Below are 17,009 nucleotides of genomic sequence, written 5' to 3'. Positions count from 1 at the left end.
CTGTGCTTACTTCAGGAAGTCGGGTACGTCGAGTTCCTCGGCGGCGGTGTCCTGGTACGGACGCGCCGGGGGAACCTGCGGGGCGATCGGCTGGGCGGGCACCTCGGCCACCGGCTCCGGCTTCGGCCCCTCCTCACGCTGGGTGACGCTGCCCAGGCCGCTGAAGGCCGGGCGGGCCGGCTCGGCGGCCGGACGGGCCGGCGACGACGGGGAGTTCTCCTCGCGGGAGGAGTACGAGCCGAGCACCTTGTCGCGGTTGCGGGTCGGCGGCTGCCCGCCGTCGAAGCCGGCCGCGATGACGGTGACCCGGACCTCGTCGCCCAGGGCGTCGTCGATGACCGCACCGAAGATGATGTTGGCCTCGGGGTGGGCGGCCTCGCTGACCAGCTGGGCCGACTCGTTGATCTCGAACAGGCCGAGGTCGGAGCCACCGGAGATGGAGAGCAGTACGCCCCGGGCGCCGTCGATGGACGCCTCCAGCAGCGGCGAGGAGATGGCCATCTCCGCCGCGGCGACCGCGCGGTCGTCCCCGCGGGCCGAGCCGATGCCCATGAGGGCCGAACCCGCCTCGGACATCACGGACTTCACGTCGGCGAAGTCGAGGTTGATCAGACCGGGGGTGGTGATCAGGTCGGTGATGCCCTGGACACCGGAGAGCAGCACCTGGTCCGCGGAGCGGAAGGCGTCCAGCACGCTCACCTGGCGGTCCGAGATGGACAGCAGCCGGTCGTTCGGGATCACGATGAGGGTGTCGACCTCGTCGCGCAGCCCGGCGATGCCGTCCTCGGCCTGGTTGGCCCGGCGGCGTCCCTCGAAGGTGAACGGCCGGGTGACCACACCGATGGTGAGGGCGCCCAGCGTGCGGGCGATGTTGGCCACGACGGGCGCGCCGCCGGTACCGGTGCCGCCGCCCTCGCCCGCGGTGACGAAGACCATGTCGGCGCCCTTGAGCACCTCTTCGATCTCCTCGCGGTGGTCCTCGGCGGCCTTCCGGCCGACGTCCGGGTTGGCCCCGGCGCCGAGTCCACGCGTGAGTTCACGGCCGACGTCCAGCTTGACGTCGGCGTCGCTCATCAGCAGGGCCTGTGCATCGGTGTTGATCGCGATGAACTCGACGCCCTTGAGACCGACCTCGATCATCCTGTTGATGGCGTTCACGCCACCGCCGCCGATGCCGACGACCTTGATGACTGCGAGGTAGTTCTGCGGTGCTGCCACGTCGAAGGCCTCTCGCCTCGAGTTACGTATACCTGTGGGGACCGTCGGGAAGGCCGGCCGATCCGAACCCTAACCCTGAGGTTTAGGGTTACCAGTATGTCTGTCCCGCACTGCCTTTGGGACAGGACACTAAATCGACAAGCGGTTCGCGTTCAACGAACACGCCGAACCTCCCGCTTTTCTTTTGACCCTATGTGATCACGCCAGAGCCGGACCAACCAGGGTGTCGAACAGAAGGCTGGGACGTCAACCGTCCGACGCAGCAGGGGATGTTGGGGCGCTCACGTCGAAGAACTCGGCATCGTGCTCGACTTTCATCAGCGCCGTGAGGGCAACCGCTTTCTCCGCCCCTCGATCCGCGCTCCCCCACATCACCGCACGCCCACCGGTCAGTTCGACCGTAATGTCGTCATATGAGCGCACATCGATGAGCTGTGCGTCCCGGTATGCGGCCTTCGGCAGGTCCGCCGCGACCTGAACCGCCGCCGCCAATAGTCGTTTTGTCCCAAAAAGACGATAGCTCGCGGAGTCGCGGTCAGGCCTCAATTCGATGATGGGGACACCCTTGAGAGGAGTGTCCCGCTCGTCGAACCGGAAGCCGTCCGCGTCGACTTCGACGAAGTACCCGTCACCTTTCACAAGGGCGGCGGGAGTTCGCTCCGTCACTTTCAGCGTGATCGCGTGCGGCCACGAACGCTCCACTTCCACGGCGGAGATGCGCGGCAGCCGCGCCTTCAGCCGGCGGGCGATCACGTCCGTGTCCACGGAAACCAGCGGCCCGTCGAGGGGCACCTGCGCGGCGTCGCGCACCTCGTCGGGGTAGAGCACCTCCGTGCCCGTCACGCGGACCTGCGTCGCGCGCAGCCAGGCGGAGCCGTACAACAGCCAGGTACCCGTGCCGCCCAGCACGGTGGCCGCGGCGAGCGCCGTCAGGACGATGAGGCGCCGGCTCCGCCGCGGCGGGCGCTCGGTCCCGCCGTCCTGCTCGCCGGCCGCCTCGACGGTCGTCGGTACGGCCACGTTCGCCTCCGGGGTCGTCGGAACTGCCTTGCGCTTCCGGGCAGGCTAGTCGTCGTGCTGGGTGCCCGGGCGGCCGCGCGCCGCCCGGCGGGCCGGGCCTCCTCCCCCGTGACCCCAACGGAGCACGGGGGACCCCCGGCGTCGCCCGCCGGGGGTGCCGGAGGTGCCCGGCCGGCACCGGGGTTCAGCCGCGGCGGGCGGCGATCGCCTCGTAGACCATGCCGACGAGCAGCTCGTCGGCGTGCGGGCGGCCGAACTCGGCCGCGGCGCGCGACATTTCGTACAGACGGTGCGGATCAGTCAAGACCGGCAGCACGTTGCCGAGCACCCACTCCGCGCTGAGGTCCGCGTCGTCGACGATGACGCCGCCGCCCGCCTTGACGACCGGCTGCGCGTTCAGCCGCTGCTCGCCGTTGCCGATCGGCAGCGGGACGTACGCGGCCGGTAGGCCCACGGCGGAGAGCTCGGCGACGGTCATGGCGCCGGCCCGGCAGAGCATCATGTCGGCGGCGGCGTAGGCGAGGTCCATCCGGTCCAGGTAGGGGACCGGGACGTACTGCGGCATGCCGGGCATGTTGTCGGCGCGCGGGAGCTCGTTCTTCGGGCCGACCGCGTGCAGGATCTGGACGCCGGACTGCTGCAGGCGCGGGGCGACGGAGGCGATCACCTCGTTGAGCCGCCGGGCGCCCTGGGAACCGCCGGAGACCAGCAGGGTCGGCAGATTCTGGTCGAGGCCGAAGGCGGCACGCGCCTCCGCGCGGACCGCGGCGCGGTCGAGGGTCGCGATGGACCGGCGCAGCGGGATGCCGACGTAGCGGGAGTGCCGGAGCTTGCTGTCCGGGGTGCTCACGGCCACGTAGCCGGTGTAGCGGGAGCCGATCTTGTTGGCGAGGCCCGGGCGGGCGTTGGCCTCGTGCACCACGATCGGCACGCCGAGCCGCTTGGCGGCCAGGTAGCCGGGCAGGGCGACGTAGCCGCCGAAGCCGACGAGCGCGTCGGCCTTGGTCCGCTCCAGGATCTGCTCGGCGGCCTTGATGGTGCCGCGCAGCCGCCCTGGGACGGTGATCAGCTCGGGGGTGGGCTTGCGCGGCAGCGGGACGGCCGGGATGAGCGCCAGATCGTAGCCGCGTTCCGGCACCAGCCGGGTCTCCAGACCCCGCTCGGTGCCGAGTGCCGTGATCCCCACGGTCGGGTCCTGCCTGCGCAGGGCGTCGGCGAGCGCGAGCGCGGGCTCGATGTGGCCGGCGGTCCCCCCACCGGCGAGTACGACATGCACCGAAATTCACCGCTCTCCGGACGGTCGCCGTCTGACGAACCGCCTCATCGTCCGTGTCATTGCCCCCGGCCAGTAGCCGGGCCCCCGCGCGTTGAGTGCCGCTCGCGCGGCGGGCTCGCTCCTCGCGAAGGAGATGAGCAGCCCGATCGCGAACATGGTCGGCAGGAGGGCCGAGCCCCCGTAGGAGAACAGCGGGAGCGGGACACCGGCGATCGGCAGCAGGCCGAGCACCGCACCGATGTTGACCACGAACTGCGCCGTGATCCACGTCGTCACGCCTCCCGCGGCAAACCTGACGAAGGGCTCCTCCGTACGACCGGCCACGCGGATACCCGCATAGCCTAGAGCCGCGAAGAGGACGAGCACCGACAGCGTCCCCGTCAGCCCCAGTTCCTCCCCGGTCACGGCGAAGATGAAGTCGGTGTGCGGTTCGGGCAGTTGACCCCATTTTTCCACGCTCGCGCCGAGTCCGGAACCGAACCATCCGCCCGAGGCCAGGGCGTAGATCCCGTGCACGGCCTGCCAGCAGCCGCCACCGGGAGTGACGTCGGTGGCCCCGATGCAGGCCAGCCGGTCCATGCGGTTGCCGCTGGTCTTGATCAGCAGGAAGCCGATCATCCCCGCGACCCCCAGGACGCCCGCGAACAGCCGGGTGGGGGCGCCGGCGATCCACAGCAGGCCGAACAGGATCGCGGTGAGGATGATCGCGGTGCCCATGTCACCGCCGAGCATGATCAGGCCGAGCAGCAGGAAGGCCACCGGCACCAGCGGGATCAGCAGGTGCTTCCACTGGACGAGGAGCTTGAGGTCCTCCTTGCGGGCCAGCAGGTCCGCGCCCCACAGGACGAGCGCGAGCTTGCCGAACTCACTGGGCTGCAGCTGGAACGGGCCGCCGAGGTAGAGCCAGTTCTGGTTGCCGTTGACGGACTGCCCTATCCCCGGCACCTGGACCAGGGCCATGAGGAAGACCGAGCCGACGAGCAGCGGGTAGGACAGCGCCCGGTGCAGCCGCACCGGAACCCGCGAGGCCGCGACGAGCAGGCCGGTGCCGAGCACGGCGGCGAACAGCTGCTTGCGGAAGTAGTACGTGGACGGCAGCCCGTACTCCAGCGCCTTGATCTGCGAGGCGGAGAAGACCATCACCAGGCCGAGCACGGTGATCAGCAGACTGCTGCCGAGGATGACGTAGTACGCGGTCAGCGGGCGGTCCCAGGCCCGCATGGCGCGGTCCAGGACGACCCTGGCGCCGCGCAGCGCGCTGCCCCGCGACGCCTTCCCACCGGGGGTGCGCGCCCCGGAGGCGGCCGCCCCGGGCCGTGACGACGCCGCCCGCGGGGGGCGGGCGGGCGCCTTCAGGGCGTTGCGGGAACGAGAACCGGAGGCGTCACCGTGGTCGGCTGCCGTCATGTCCCCTCCTAGGTCGCGGTGCGTGCCGGGGCGGCCCCGGCTACTGCCCGGCGCCGGGCGCCCGCAGATCCCGTACGGCCTGCGCGAAGGCGTTTCCGCGAGCCTTGTAGTCCGCGAACATGTCCATCGAGGCGCAGGCCGGTGCCAGCAGCACCGTGTCCCCCGGGTGGGCGAGGTCCCGCGCGGCGTGGACGGCCGCCGCCATCGCCCCAGTGTCGGTGCGGTCGAGGTCGACGACCGGGACCTCGGGGGCGTGTCGCGCGAGCGCTTCACGGATGAGGGCGCGGTCGGCCCCCAGCAGCACCGCGCCGCGCAGCCGCTTGGCCGCGCCCTTGACCAGCTCGTCGAAGGTGGCGCCCTTGGCGAGGCCGCCGCCGATCCAGACGATGTGCTCGTAGGCCGCGAGGGAGGCCTCGGCGGCGTGGGTGTTGGTCGCCTTGGAGTCGTCGACGTAGTCCACGTCGTCGATCCGGTCCACGTGGGCGATGCGGTGGGCGTCGGGCCGGAAGGCGCGCAGGCCGTCCCGGACGGCGGCCGGCGGGGCGCCGAACGCGCGGGCGAGGGCGGCCGCGGCCAGGGCGTTGGCGATGTTGTGCGGGGCCGGCGGGTGCACGTCGGAGACCTCGGCCAGCTCCTGGGCGTTCTTGTGCCGCTCGGGCGCGAAGGCCCGGTCGACCAGGATGCCCTCGACGACCCCGAACTCCGAGGGCCGGGGGCTGCCGAGGCCGAAGCCGATCGCGCGGCAGCCCTCCTCGACGTCGGCCTCGCGCACCAGCGCCTCGGTGGCGGGGTCCGCGAGGTTGTAGACGCAGGCGACCTTGTTGCCCTCGTAGATGCGGCCCTTGTCGGCGGCGTAGGCCTCCATCGAGCCGTGCCAGTCGAGGTGGTCCGGGGCGAGGTTCAGGACGGCGGCCGAGTGCGGGCGCACCGAGGGGGCCCAGTGCAGCTGGTAGCTGGACAGCTCCACGGCGAGGACGTCGTACTCCTGCCCGGACAGGACGACGTCCAGGATCGGCGTGCCGATGTTGCCGACCGCCGCGGTGCGCAGGCCCGCAGCGCTCAGGATGGAGGCGAGCATCTGCACGGTCGTGGTCTTGCCGTTGGTGCCGGTGACGGCGAGCCAGGGCGCCGCCCCGGGGCCGCGCAGCCGCCAGGCCAGCTCCACGTCGCCCCACACGGGCACGCCCGCGGCCTCGGCGGCCGCGAAGAGCGGGCTGGTGGGCTTCCACCCGGGCGAGGTGACGATCAGTCCGGTGCCCTCGGGCAGGGTCCGGCCGTCCCCGAGCCGCACGGTGACGCCCAGCGCCTCCAGCTCGGCGGCCTGGGCCCGGGCCGGCTCGTCGTCGCCGTCGTTGACGACCGTCACGCGGGCGCCGAGGGCGTGCAGCGCCTTGGCGGCGGGCACGCCCGAGACGCCGAGGCCCGCGACGGTGACCCGGCGGCCCGGCAGTCCGAGCCGCCCGGCCGCCTCGACGGCGGCCGGCGGAAGTCCGTCCTGACGGGAGCCGGGCTCCTGCCCGGGGGCCGAGGTCACTGCGCGGCCACCCAGCCCGCGTAGAAGAGACCGAGGCCGACGGCCATGCACATGCCCTGGATGATCCAGAAGCGGACGACGACCAGGACCTCGCTCCAGCCCTTGAGCTCGAAGTGGTGCTGCAGCGGTGCCATGCGGAAGACGCGCTTGCCGGTCAGGCGGAAGGAGCCGACCTGGATGACCACGGAGAGGGTGATCAGGACGAAGAGGCCGCCCAGGATCGCCAGCAGCAGCTCGGTGCGGGAGCAGATGGCCAGACCGGCCAGGGCGCCGCCGAGCGCGAGCGAGCCGGTGTCACCCATGAAGATCTTGGCCGGCGAGGTGTTCCACCACAGGAAGCCGAAACAGGCGCCCATCAGCGCCGCGGCGACGACCGCGAGGTCGAGCGGATGCGGTACGTCGTAGCAGCCGGGTCCCGCGGTGATGACGTTGGAGCAGGACTGGCCGTACTGCCACACGCCGATGACGGTGTAGGAGGCGAAGACCATCACCGAGGCGCCGGTGGCCAGGCCGTCGAGGCCGTCGGTGAGGTTCACGCCGTTCGACATCGCGAGGATCATGAACAGGGCCCAGATCACGAAGATCACCGGGCCGAGGGACCAGCCGAAGTCCTGTGTGAAGGACAGCCGGGTGGAGGCCGGGGTGACGCCGCGGGCGTCGGAGAACTGCAGCGACAGCACCGCGAAGGTGATGCCGACGATCAGCTGGCCCGCCATCTTCGCCTTGGCCCGCAGGCCCAGGCTGCGCTGCTTGACGATCTTGATGTAGTCGTCGAGGAAGCCGACGACGCCCAGACCCGTGAAGAGGAAGAGCACCAGCACGCCGGAGATCGTCGGGCGCTCCGAGGTGATGACCTTGGTGAGCGCGTACGCGACGAGCGTGGCCAGGATGAAGGCGATGCCGCCCATCGTGGGCGTACCGCGCTTGCTGTGGTGTTCCTTGGGCCCGTCGTCGCGGATGAACTGGCCGTAGCCCTTGCGGGCCAGCAGCTTGATCAGCATCGGGGTGCCGATGAGGGACAGGAACAGACCGAGAACACCCGAGACCAGGATCTGGTTCATTACTCAGCGCCCCCGCCCTCGACGCCGTCGAGCAGCGCGAGTGCGACCCGCTCCAGGCCGACCGCCCTCGATGCCTTCACCAGCACGACGTCCCCCGGACGCAGTTCACTGCGCAACAGGTCGATCGCCGCCTCAGCGTCGGACACGTGCACCGACTCCTCACCCCACGAACCCTCGTTGTAGGCGCCCATTTGCACCCAGGCGGCCGCCTGGCCGCCGACTGCCACGAGCTTGCTGACGTTGAGCCGGACGGCCAGCCGTCCGACAGCGTCGTGCTCCGCGAGGGCCTCCCCGCCGAGCTCCGCCATCTCGCCCAGCACCGCCCACGTGCGTCCCCCGCGTGCCTCGGCGGCACGGCCCATGGCCGCGAGCGCGCGCAGGGCGGCTCGCATGGATTCGGGGTTCGCGTTGTAGGCGTCGTTCACGACCGTCACGCCGTCCGGCCGTTCGACGACCTCCATGCGCCAGCGGGACAGCGTCCCCGCCTCGGAGAGCGCGGTGGCGATCTCGTCGACGGGCATGCCGAGTTCACGGGCTACGGCGGCCGCGGCAAGCGCGTTCGACACGTGGTGCTCACCGTACAGGCGCAAGGTCACTTCGCTGCACCCGGTAGGCGTTGTGAGCGTGAAGACGGCCTGACCTCGGTCGTTGAGGCGGACGTTCTCGGCGCGGACGTCGGCGTCGGCGGACTCGCCGAACAGCACGACGCGCGCCTTGGTGCGGGAGGACATGGCGCGTACGAGGGGATCGTCCGCATTGAGCACGGCGACGCCGCCGTCGGCGGCCTCCGGCAGCGCCTCGACCAGCTCGCCCTTGGCCTGGGCGATCTGCTCTCGGCCGCCGAACTCGCCGATGTGGGCGGTGCCTACGTTGAGGACCACGCCGATCCTCGGCGGGGTCAGTTCGGTGAGGTAGTGGATGTGGCCGATGCCGCGGGCGCCCATCTCCAGCACCAGGTGCCGGGTGGAGGCGTCGGCGCGCAGCGCGGTCAGCGGCAGCCCGATCTCGTTGTTGAGCGAGCCGGGCGGCCACACGGTGGGCGCCAGCCGCTGCAGCAGCTGGGCGGTGAGGTCCTTGGTGCTGGTCTTGCCCGCCGATCCGGTCAGCGCCACGAGGGTCGCGCCGAGCCTTTCGATGACGTGCCTGGCCAGTGCGCCCAGGGCGACCTGGACGTCGTCCACGACGATCGCGGGCACACCGACCGGCCGGGCGGCCAGTACGGCGACCGCTCCGGCCGCGACGGCCCGCTCCGCGTAGTCGTGACCGTCCACGTGCTCGCCCTGGAAGGCGACGAAGAGGCCGCCCGGCGTCACCTTGCGGGAGTCGATCTCCACGGACCCGGTGACGGGCACCGTCGGGTCCGGTATGTCGTACGTGCTCCCGCCGACCGCGTGTGCGACCTCGGCGAGGGTGAGTGGGATCACAGCTGGTCCTGGTCCTTCTCCTGCGCTGGTGTGCCGGCGGCCCGTTCGATGGCCGCGCGCAGCACTTCTCGGTCGTCGAAGGGGCGTACCACTCCGGCGATGTCCTGGCCCTGCTCATGGCCCTTGCCGGCCACCAGTACGGTGTCGTCCGGCCGGGCCAGGGCGACGGCGGTCGCGATGGCCGCCGCCCGGTCGGGTTCGACGACGACATGGCCCCGCTCGTGCGCGGGCACCCCGGCCGCTCCGGCCAGCATCGCCGTGAGGATCGCGAGCGGATCCTCGGAGCGGGGGTTGTCCGAGGTCAGCACGGCCGTGTCGGCCAGCCGTGCCGCGGCGGCGCCCATCGGGCCGCGTTTGGTCTCGTCGCGGTCCCCGCCGCAGCCGAGGACGATGTGCAGGTTGCCCTTGGTGACCTTGCGCAGGGCCCGCAGCACCGATTCGACGGCGTCGGTCTTGTGTGCGTAGTCGACGACCGCGAGGTACGGCTGGCCCGCGTCGACGCGCTCCAGCCGGCCCGGCACGCCCGGGACGGCGGCGACGCCCTGGGCGGCCGTCTGCGGGTCGATCCCGGCCACCGCCAGGGCCGCGATCGCGGCGAGGGCGTTGGCGACGTTGAAGGGGCCGGGAAGGGGCGAGGCGGCCTCGATGCGCACGCCGCCCGGGCCGACGACGGTGAAGGTGGAGCGCAGCGGCCCGGTCACGACGTGCTCGGCGCGCCAGTCGGCGTCCGGGTGGCCGTCGGCGGAGAAGGTGGTGACCGGGACCTGCGACTCGCGGACCAGGCGGCGGCCGTACTCGTCGTCGATGTTGACCACGCCGGCCTTGCTGCGGCGCGGGGTGAACAACTGCGCCTTGGCCTGGAAGTAGTCCTCCATGCCCGAGTGGAACTCCATGTGCTCGGGGCTGAGGTTGTTGAAGACGGCGACGTCGAAGACCGCCCCGTCCACCCGTCCCAGCACCAGGGCGTGGCTGGAGACCTCCATGACCAGGGACTCGATCCCGCGCTCGCGCATCACCGCGAAGAGTGCCTGCAGGTCCGTGGCCTCGGGGGTGGTGCGCTCGCTCTTGATCCGCTCGTCGCCGATCCGGGACTCGACCGTGCCGATCAGTCCCGTCCTGCCCCCGTGCACCGCCCGCAGGCCGCCCTCGATGAGGTAGGCGGTGGTGGTCTTGCCGGAGGTGCCGGTGATCCCGATCTGCAGCAGGTCCTCACCTGGCCGGCCGTAGATCTCGGCGGCCAGCTCCCCCATCCGCGACCGGGGGTCCTCGACCGTCAGCACCGGCAGGCCGGTCGCCGCCGCGCGCTCGGCGCCCGCCGGGTCGGTGAGGATCGCCGCGGCCCCCAGTTCGGCCGCCTGCGGGGCGAAGTCGGCACCGTGGAAGCGGGCACCGGGCAGCGCGGCGTACAGGTCGCCGGGGCGGACGGCCCGCGAGTCGTGCGTGATCCCGGTGACCGGGGCGGCGCTCGGCGCGGGCGGTTGCGCGCCCAGCCGCGCGGCCAGTTCCGCGGTCGGTACGGGCCGGACCCGGGTGGGGCGGGGTGCGCCCGGCTGCGTCGGTTCGGGGCGGGGGGACTGATCAGCGTGTGACACGGCCGTGAGAGTACCCGCCGGGCCGGGCTCCGGGCCAAAAGCCCCTCGCCGGGCTTCCGGCCTGCTGCTTCCTCCGGTACGGTCCGCGTGCGCGGGGCTACCGCCCGTGCCTTCCGCTGTGGGGTCGTGTCCGTTCACGGCCGCCGTTCCTTCCTCCCCTGCTCGCCGGTCACGGCTTCGAGGGGTCCCACTCGACCGGCAGGTTCGGGGCCTTGGTTCCGCTGGGCGCCGCCTGCAGGGACTTCAGGGCGAACTCCATGACCCGCTTGAACACCGGGCCGCAGATCTGACCACCGAAATAACTGCCGCGGGTCGGGTTCTGGATCACGCAGGACACGGTCAGCCGCGGGTCGTCGGCGGGGGCGAATCCCATGAACGAGGCCGTGTAGCCGCTGTAGGTGCCCGTTTCCGGGTCCACCCGGTTGGCCGTGCCGGTCTTGCCCGCGACGCGGTACCCCGCGATGCGGGCCTTGGTGCCGGTGCCCTGCTCGTCGCCGACCACGGACTCCAGCATGGTGGTGAGCGTCTTGGCGGTCTTCGCGCTGACCACCCGGGTCCTCGGCGCCTGCGGGGACGGCACGAAGCGGCCGTCCGGGCCGGTCGTGCCGCGCACCAGGCTGGGCTCGACCCGTACACCACCGTTGGCGATCGTCGAGTAGACCGAGGTGGCCTGCAGCGCGTTCAGCGACAGGCCCTGCCCGAAGGGGATGGTGTACTGCTGGGACGCGTTCCACTGGTCCGGCCTCGCCAGGATGCCGGGCGTCTCGCCGGGGAAACCGACCCCCGTGGGCCGCCCGATGCCGAATTTCCTCAGGTACGAGTAGAGGACGCGGTTGGCCTGCTTCTGGTTCTTGCCGAGTTGCTCGGCGGCCAGGATCGTGCCGATGTTGCTGGACTTGGCGAGCACGCCGTTCAGGGTCAGGTGCCAGGTGCCGTGGTCCACGTCGTCGTGGAAGACGCGGTCGGCGCGCGGCAGGGTGCCGGGCACCGTGACGTGGGTGTCCGGGGTGGCCACGCCCTCGTCGAGGACCGCGGCCATGGACATCAGCTTGCTGACGCTGCCGGGCTCGTACGCGTCCTGCAGCGCGGCGTTGCCGAGGGCGGTGGGGTCGGCCCGGGTCAGGTCGTTGGGGTCAAAGCCGGGGGCGTTGGCCATGGCCAGCACCTGCCCGGTGCGGGTGTCCTGGACGATCACGTAGCCGCGGTCGGCGTCGGACGCCCTCACCTGCTGGGTGATCGCCCGCTGGGCGGCCCACTGGATGTCCCGGTCCAGGGTCAGCTCCACGTCGGTGCCGGGCTCGGCGGCGCGCTCCTGCACGCTGGCCGTGGGCACCCGGCGGCCGCCGGACTGGGCGTAGGTGACGGTGCCGTCCTTGCCCGCCAGTGCCTTGTCGAGGCGGCTCTCCAGGCCGCCGCCGCCCGCGCCGGCGGCGTTCACCCAGCCGATCACGCCCGCCGCGAGGTCACTCGCGGGGTAGACGCGCTTGGCGTGCCGGAGCCGGAACACCCCGGCGAGGTAGTTGACGCCGTCGCCCTTCTCGGCCCGGTCGGCGAGCGCGCTCTGCAGGTCCTTGATCTGGTTCCAGACCTGCGGCGACTGCTGCCGGGCGATGATCTCGTTGCGGGACCCCGGGTAGTTGGCGAGCTGCTTGGCGATCTTCTTCTGGTCGCCGTCGACGATCGGCGCGAGCAGTTCGGCGGCGCGCGCCGGGGCGTCCTTGGCCTTCGCGTACTTGGGGGTGAAGAGCATCGGGTCGGCCGTGATGTCGTACGCGTCGACGGTGGTGGCCAGGTCGACCCCGTTGCGGTCGGTGATCGTCCCGCGCTCGGCGGCGAGGGTCACCTTGACGTTGCGGTTGACCTCGGCCTTGGCGGCGTAGGTCGCGGCGTCCACGGCCTGCACCTGGAAGAGCCGGATCACGAAGGTGAGCATCACCAGCGTCAGCGCGAAGCTGACCAGCCGCAGGCGCGGCCGCGGCCGGCCCAGCCGCAGCAGCGGCGCACCGGCCGGCGTGACCGGGCGCGGGGGCCTGCGCCGCGGCGGTACGGCCCCGCGGCCGGCCCGGTCCCGGGCGCCCCTGGCGTCGCGTCCGCCGGCCGCCGGCCTGCGGGCCCCGGGAGTGCGTCCGTGCGGCACGCCGGAGGTGCCGGCGCTGCCGGACGTGCCGGATCCCTCGCGGCGGGGGGTGGGCCTGCGGGCCCGCGGGTCGCGGCCCGTCTCGCGGGCGGTCCGGCCGCCGTCGTCACGCGGCCGCGCGCCGCGTGCGGCGGGCTGGCGTGCCCCCGCCTGCTGCCCGGGCGCGGTCCTGCGGCGGGGTTCGCCGGTCTCGCCGCCGCGTGCGGGCGCTCCGGCGTCGCCGTCGCGTCCCCGGGGCACCTGGCGGCGCCGGGGGGCGGCCCCGCCGCCGTCACCGCGGCCGCCACGGCCCCGGGCGTCGGGCCCCGGGCGGCCGGCGCCGTTCTCCCGGTCGGCCCGGTCACGCCGTTCGCCCCGCTCGCCGCGGTCGCCCCGCTCGCGCGGCGGCTCCCCGTCGCGGGTCACCACGCCCCGGCACCTTCCCGGCCGGCCGGACGGGCGGATCGGGGCGGGTGGAGGGCACGGGGCCCCGGAGCAGCGGTCACGGGGTCTCCTCGGGGCTCGTGCTGGGCTTGGCGGAGGCGGACGTCGTCGGGCCCAGGGAGGCGGCCGCGGAGCCGCTGGGCGCGACGGTGGCGGGCGCCGTGCTCGGGCTGGGGGCCGGCACGTACGGCGCGGCGCCGGGGCTGCCCAGGACGGTGCCGTCGGGCGCGAGGAACGCCGGGTTGCCGCCGGGGACCATGCCCAGGTCGCGGGCCTGCTCGTCCAGCGCGTCCGGCGCCGAGTACTGGTCGACCTCCTGCTGCAGCGCCTGCTCCTCGTCGGTGTACTGGGTGGTCTTCTTCTGCAGCTCGCTGAGCTTGAAGGAGTCCCGGTTCACCGCCGAGTTGAGCAGCAGCAGGGTGATCAGGCCGCCGCCCAGCAGCAGCACGATCAGCAGGACGAAGGGCGAGCGCGCCGCCGATGTGCGCCGCCTCACGCCAGGGCCTCGCGGATCCGCTGGGCGCCGCGCAGCCGCGCCGGGGCGGCCCGGCGGTTGGCGGCGATCTCGTCCTCCGTGGGCAGCTCGGCGCCGCGGGTGAGCAGCTTGAGCCGCGGCTGGTACTGCTCCGGCACCACGGGCAGCCCGGGCGGCGCCGTGATGGCCGCGCCGGCGGCGAGGACGCCCTTGACGAGGCGGTCCTCCAGGGAGTGGTAGGACAGCACGACGATCCGGCCGCCCACGGCGAGCGTGGCGACGGCCGCGGGGATGGCGCGCTCCAGCACCGTCAGCTCCCCGTTGACCTCGATCCGCAGCGCCTGGAAGGTGCGCTTGGCCGGGTTGCCTCCGGTCCGCTTGGCGGCCTGCGGCAGCGCCTCGCGGATCAGCTCGACCAGCCGGGCGCTGGTGGTGAAGGGCTCGCGTGCCCGCTCGCGGACGACCGCCTCCACGATCTTGCGGGCGAACTTCTCCTCGCCGTAGTCGCGCAGCACCCGCACCAGCTCGCCCGGCGGGTAGGTGTTGAGGACCTCGGCGGCACTGATGCCCGCGGTCTGGTTCATGCGCATGTCCAGCGGCGCGTCCTGGGCGTAGGCGAAGCCGCGGTCGGCCTCGTCCAGCTGCATGGAGGAGACGCCCAGGTCGAACAGGACGCCCTGCACCTTGGGGACGCCGAGCCGCTCCAGCACCTCGGGGATCTCGTCGTAGACGGCGTGCACGAGGGTGGCCCGGTCGCCGTACGGGGCGAGCCGCTCACCGGCGAGCTTGAGCGCGGCGGGGTCGCGGTCGACGGCGACCAGCCGGACCTCGGGGAACCGCCGCAGCAGTGCCTCGCTGTGCCCGCCGAGGCCGAGGGTGGCGTCCACGACCACGGCGCCCGGCGCTTCGACGGCGGGCGCCAGCATGTCCAGGCAGCGGTCCAGCATGACCGGGACGTGGCGTGGCTCGGACGGGGTGGTGCTCATGAAGCCCTTCTCATCTGCTCGCGGGGACGTACCACTGGGTCCCCGCCCGCTCGTGGGCGGCCTTCTGGCACCGGGGAAGGAGTGCCAGCGGACCGGGGAGCGGGAGGAGGCCGAGCGTCACGTACTCGTACGTGAGCCATCAGGCTACGGGCGAGGTCACAGTAAGCCGGGAGGCACCTCCTGGGACAACGCCGAAAAGGCGTCTTCCTGACCCGCCAGATAGTCCTCCCAGGCCGCCGCGTCCCACACCTCGACCCGGGTGTTGGCGCCGATCACCGCGCAGTCGCGGCGCAGTCCGGCGTAGTCGCGCAGGGGCTGCGGGAGGGTGACGCGGCCCTGCTTGTCGGGGACCTCGTCATGGGCGCCGGCGAAGAGCACGCGCATGTAGTCGCGGGCCGCCCTGGAGGTGAGGGGGGCGCTGCGCAGCTCCTCGGTGAGGGCGCGGAAGCCCTCGACCGGCCATACGTACAGGCAGCGCTCCTGGCCCTTGGTGATGACCAGGCCGTCCGCGAACTGTTCGCGGAACTTCGCGGGGAGGACCAGCCGGCTCTTGTCGTCCAGCCGTGGCGCGTACGTCCCGAGGAACATCCGCACCTCCCGCACCAGGTTGGTCGACCCACTTCGCGCCACTTTACTCCACCGGCCCCCACGGTCAACGAGAAGCCTGCCCTGGCACGGGCGCCCTCGTGGGCGTCCGTGCCCGAATCACCCGCACGGGCGAGCGCGCGCGACGCCTGTGGGTTACCTCACAGTGCACCGGTTTGACCGAGATTTGCCGGACCCCGCAGCAGGTCGGAAGAGACCGTGCCCTCTACGGTCGTGTCATGTCGATAAACGCGCATGAGTCCGCGGTTCCCGCCGGCACCGGCACGGCGTCCGTCACCGACCGGCTGGTCGAGGCGAACCGGCGCTACGCGGAGCAGTTCCGCGACCCCGGCATGGACGCCCGCCCCGTTCTGCAGGTGGCCGTGGTCGCCTGCATGGACGCCCGCCTCGACCTGCACAAGGCGCTGGGCCTGGAGCTCGGCGACTGCCACACCATCCGCAACGCCGGCGGTGTGGTCACCGACGACACCATCCGCTCGCTGACCATCAGCCAGCGCGCCCTGGGCACCCGCTCGGTCGTGCTGATCCACCACACCGGCTGCGGCCTGGAGTCGCTGACCGAGGAGTTCCGCACGGAGCTGGAGGAGGAGGTGGGCCAGCGTCCGACCTGGGCGGTGGAGTCCTTCCGTGACGTCGACCAGGACGTGCGGCAGTCGATGCAGCGGGTCCGGACGTCCCCCTTCCTGACCCACACGGGCGATGTGCGGGGGTTTGTGTTCGACGTGCACACCGGCCTGCTGCGCGAAATCACAAACGAGTAACGGAAGCGGAGTGACGCGGAGCATAGTTGAAGGGGAGAATGCTTCGTGTAACGGGGAGGGCCGGTCCAGGGATGACCGTGTCCCCAGGAACGGGCCGAGGAGAACCGGGTGACGACCTATGACGCGCGAGCGAGCCTCAGCGATCTGACTGCCACGGCGGACCGCGTACGCCGGTCGGTGGAGAACGTGATCGAGGGCAAGCCCGAGGTCGTACGGACTGCGCTGACGGTGTTGCTCGCCGAGGGACATCTGCTCATCGAGGATGTCCCCGGCGTCGGCAAGACGATGCTTTCCAAGGCGCTGGCCCGGTCGATCGACTGCTCGGTCCGGCGCATCCAGTTCACGCCGGACCTGCTGCCGTCGGACATCACCGGGGTCAGCGTCTTCGACCAGCAGCGCCGCGACTTCGAGTTCAAGCCGGGCGCGATCTTCGCGCAGATCGTCGTCGGCGACGAGATCAACCGCGCGTCGCCCAAGACGCAGTCGGCGCTGCTGGAGTCGATGGAGGAGCGGCAGGTCACCATCGACGGCAGCACCTACCCGCTGCCGAGCCCCTTCATGGTCATCGCCACCCAGAACCCGGTGGAGATGGAGGGAACGTATCCCCTGCCCGAGGCGCAGCGGGACCGCTTCATGGCCCGGGTCTCCATCGGCTACCCCAGCATGGAGGCCGAGCTGGAGATGCTCGACGTGCACGCGGGCGTCAGCCCGCTGGACGACCTGCAGCCGGTCGCCCACGCGCACGAGATCGTCAAACTCGTCGACGCGGTACGGACGGTTCACGTGTCGCCGGCCGTGCGGCACTACGCGGTGAGCCTGGTCTCGGCCACCCGGGACCACCCGGACCTGAGACTCGGCGCCTCCCCACGCGCCACACTGCACCTGGTGCGCGCGGCCCGCGCCGCGGCGGCCCTGGACGGCCGGGACTACGTGCTCCCCGACGACGTCCAGACGCTGGCCGGCGCCGTGCTGGCGCACCGTCTGCTGCCGACCGCGCAGGCCCAGTTGAACCGGCGCACCCCGGAGCAGGTCGTCGCGGAGATCGTGCAGCGCACGCCGGTCCCCGACCCGTACGGCAGCCGGTGACCC

At 72.4% G+C, this 17,009-nt stretch carries 14 protein-coding genes; 2 read left to right on the top strand and 12 right to left on the bottom strand.

The window, feature by feature from the left end; all coding sequences use genetic code 11:
• Positions 1 to 6: 6 nt before the first annotated feature.
• The 12 genes from ftsZ to mraZ all read right to left on the bottom strand — a co-directional run bounded on the left by ftsZ (position 7) and on the right by mraZ (position 15,141).
• Positions 7 to 1,218 carry a cell division protein FtsZ gene (gene ftsZ / locus OG937_31255; protein ID WUD75853.1) on the bottom strand — a complete coding sequence of 404 codons (1,212 nt, stop codon included), beginning with the start codon at positions 1,216 to 1,218 and terminating at the stop codon, positions 7 to 9.
• Positions 1,219 to 1,464: 246 nt separating this feature from the next.
• Positions 1,465 to 2,238, bottom strand: a complete 774-nt coding sequence (locus OG937_31250) for an FtsQ-type POTRA domain-containing protein (GenBank protein ID WUD75852.1) — start codon at positions 2,236 to 2,238, stop codon at positions 1,465 to 1,467.
• 184 nt (positions 2,239 to 2,422) lie between these two features.
• Positions 2,423 to 3,514, bottom strand: coding sequence for an undecaprenyldiphospho-muramoylpentapeptide beta-N-acetylglucosaminyltransferase (murG, locus tag OG937_31245; protein WUD75851.1), 1,092 nt, complete (start codon positions 3,512 to 3,514; stop codon positions 2,423 to 2,425).
• A gap of 6 nt (positions 3,515 to 3,520) precedes the next feature.
• A complete protein-coding gene (ftsW, locus tag OG937_31240; GenBank protein WUD75850.1) occupies positions 3,521 to 4,921 on the bottom strand; it encodes a putative lipid II flippase FtsW in 1,401 nt (466 codons plus the stop codon).
• Positions 4,922 to 4,961: 40 nt separating this feature from the next.
• Positions 4,962 to 6,371, bottom strand: coding sequence for a UDP-N-acetylmuramoyl-L-alanine--D-glutamate ligase (gene murD, locus OG937_31235; GenBank protein WUD78946.1), 1,410 nt, complete (start codon positions 6,369 to 6,371; stop codon positions 4,962 to 4,964).
• Positions 6,372 to 6,451: 80 nt separating this feature from the next.
• A complete protein-coding gene (gene mraY, locus OG937_31230; GenBank protein ID WUD75849.1) occupies positions 6,452 to 7,516 on the bottom strand; it encodes a phospho-N-acetylmuramoyl-pentapeptide-transferase in 1,065 nt (354 codons plus the stop codon).
• Positions 7,516 to 8,940 carry a UDP-N-acetylmuramoyl-tripeptide--D-alanyl-D-alanine ligase gene (locus tag OG937_31225; protein WUD75848.1) on the bottom strand — a complete coding sequence of 475 codons (1,425 nt, stop codon included), beginning with the start codon at positions 8,938 to 8,940 and terminating at the stop codon, positions 7,516 to 7,518. Before OG937_31225 ends, mraY begins: the two co-directional genes overlap by 1 nt.
• Positions 8,937 to 10,532: a UDP-N-acetylmuramoyl-L-alanyl-D-glutamate--2,6-diaminopimelate ligase gene (locus OG937_31220; protein ID WUD75847.1), complete on the bottom strand. Its 1,596-nt coding sequence runs from the start codon at positions 10,530 to 10,532 to the stop codon at positions 8,937 to 8,939. The genes OG937_31225 and OG937_31220 overlap by 4 nt, the downstream gene beginning before the upstream one ends.
• 169 nt (positions 10,533 to 10,701) lie before the next feature.
• Complete coding sequence (locus OG937_31215) at positions 10,702 to 12,669, bottom strand: penicillin-binding protein 2 (GenBank protein WUD78945.1); 1,968 nt, start codon at positions 12,667 to 12,669, stop codon at positions 10,702 to 10,704.
• Between the two features lie 481 nt (positions 12,670 to 13,150).
• Positions 13,151 to 13,588: a septum formation initiator family protein gene (locus OG937_31210; protein ID WUD75846.1), complete on the bottom strand. Its 438-nt coding sequence runs from the start codon at positions 13,586 to 13,588 to the stop codon at positions 13,151 to 13,153.
• The gene (rsmH, locus tag OG937_31205; protein ID WUD75845.1) at positions 13,585 to 14,553 is read right to left on the bottom strand and encodes a 16S rRNA (cytosine(1402)-N(4))-methyltransferase RsmH; all 969 of its coding nucleotides are present in this window, start codon (positions 14,551 to 14,553) and stop codon (positions 13,585 to 13,587) included. The genes OG937_31210 and rsmH overlap by 4 nt, the downstream gene beginning before the upstream one ends.
• Before the next feature lie 156 nt (positions 14,554 to 14,709).
• Positions 14,710 to 15,141: a division/cell wall cluster transcriptional repressor MraZ gene (gene mraZ / locus OG937_31200; protein WUD78944.1), complete on the bottom strand. Its 432-nt coding sequence runs from the start codon at positions 15,139 to 15,141 to the stop codon at positions 14,710 to 14,712.
• Positions 15,142 to 15,377: 236 nt separating this feature from the next.
• On the opposite strand from mraZ, the gene OG937_31195 reads away from it, so the two are divergent.
• Positions 15,378 to 15,920 carry a carbonic anhydrase gene (locus OG937_31195; protein WUD75844.1) on the top strand — a complete coding sequence of 181 codons (543 nt, stop codon included), beginning with the start codon at positions 15,378 to 15,380 and terminating at the stop codon, positions 15,918 to 15,920.
• Positions 15,921 to 16,028: 108 nt separating this feature from the next.
• A complete protein-coding gene (locus tag OG937_31190) occupies positions 16,029 to 17,006 on the top strand; it encodes a MoxR family ATPase (protein ID WUD75843.1) in 978 nt (325 codons plus the stop codon).
• The last annotated feature ends 3 nt before the right edge of the window (positions 17,007 to 17,009 follow it).

Source organism: Streptomyces sp. NBC_00510 (assembly GCA_036013505.1).
GTDB lineage: Bacteria > Actinomycetota > Actinomycetes > Streptomycetales > Streptomycetaceae > Actinacidiphila.
The sequence above is the reverse complement of the archived record's forward strand: the minus strand, read 5'-3'. Positions and strand labels throughout refer to the sequence as shown.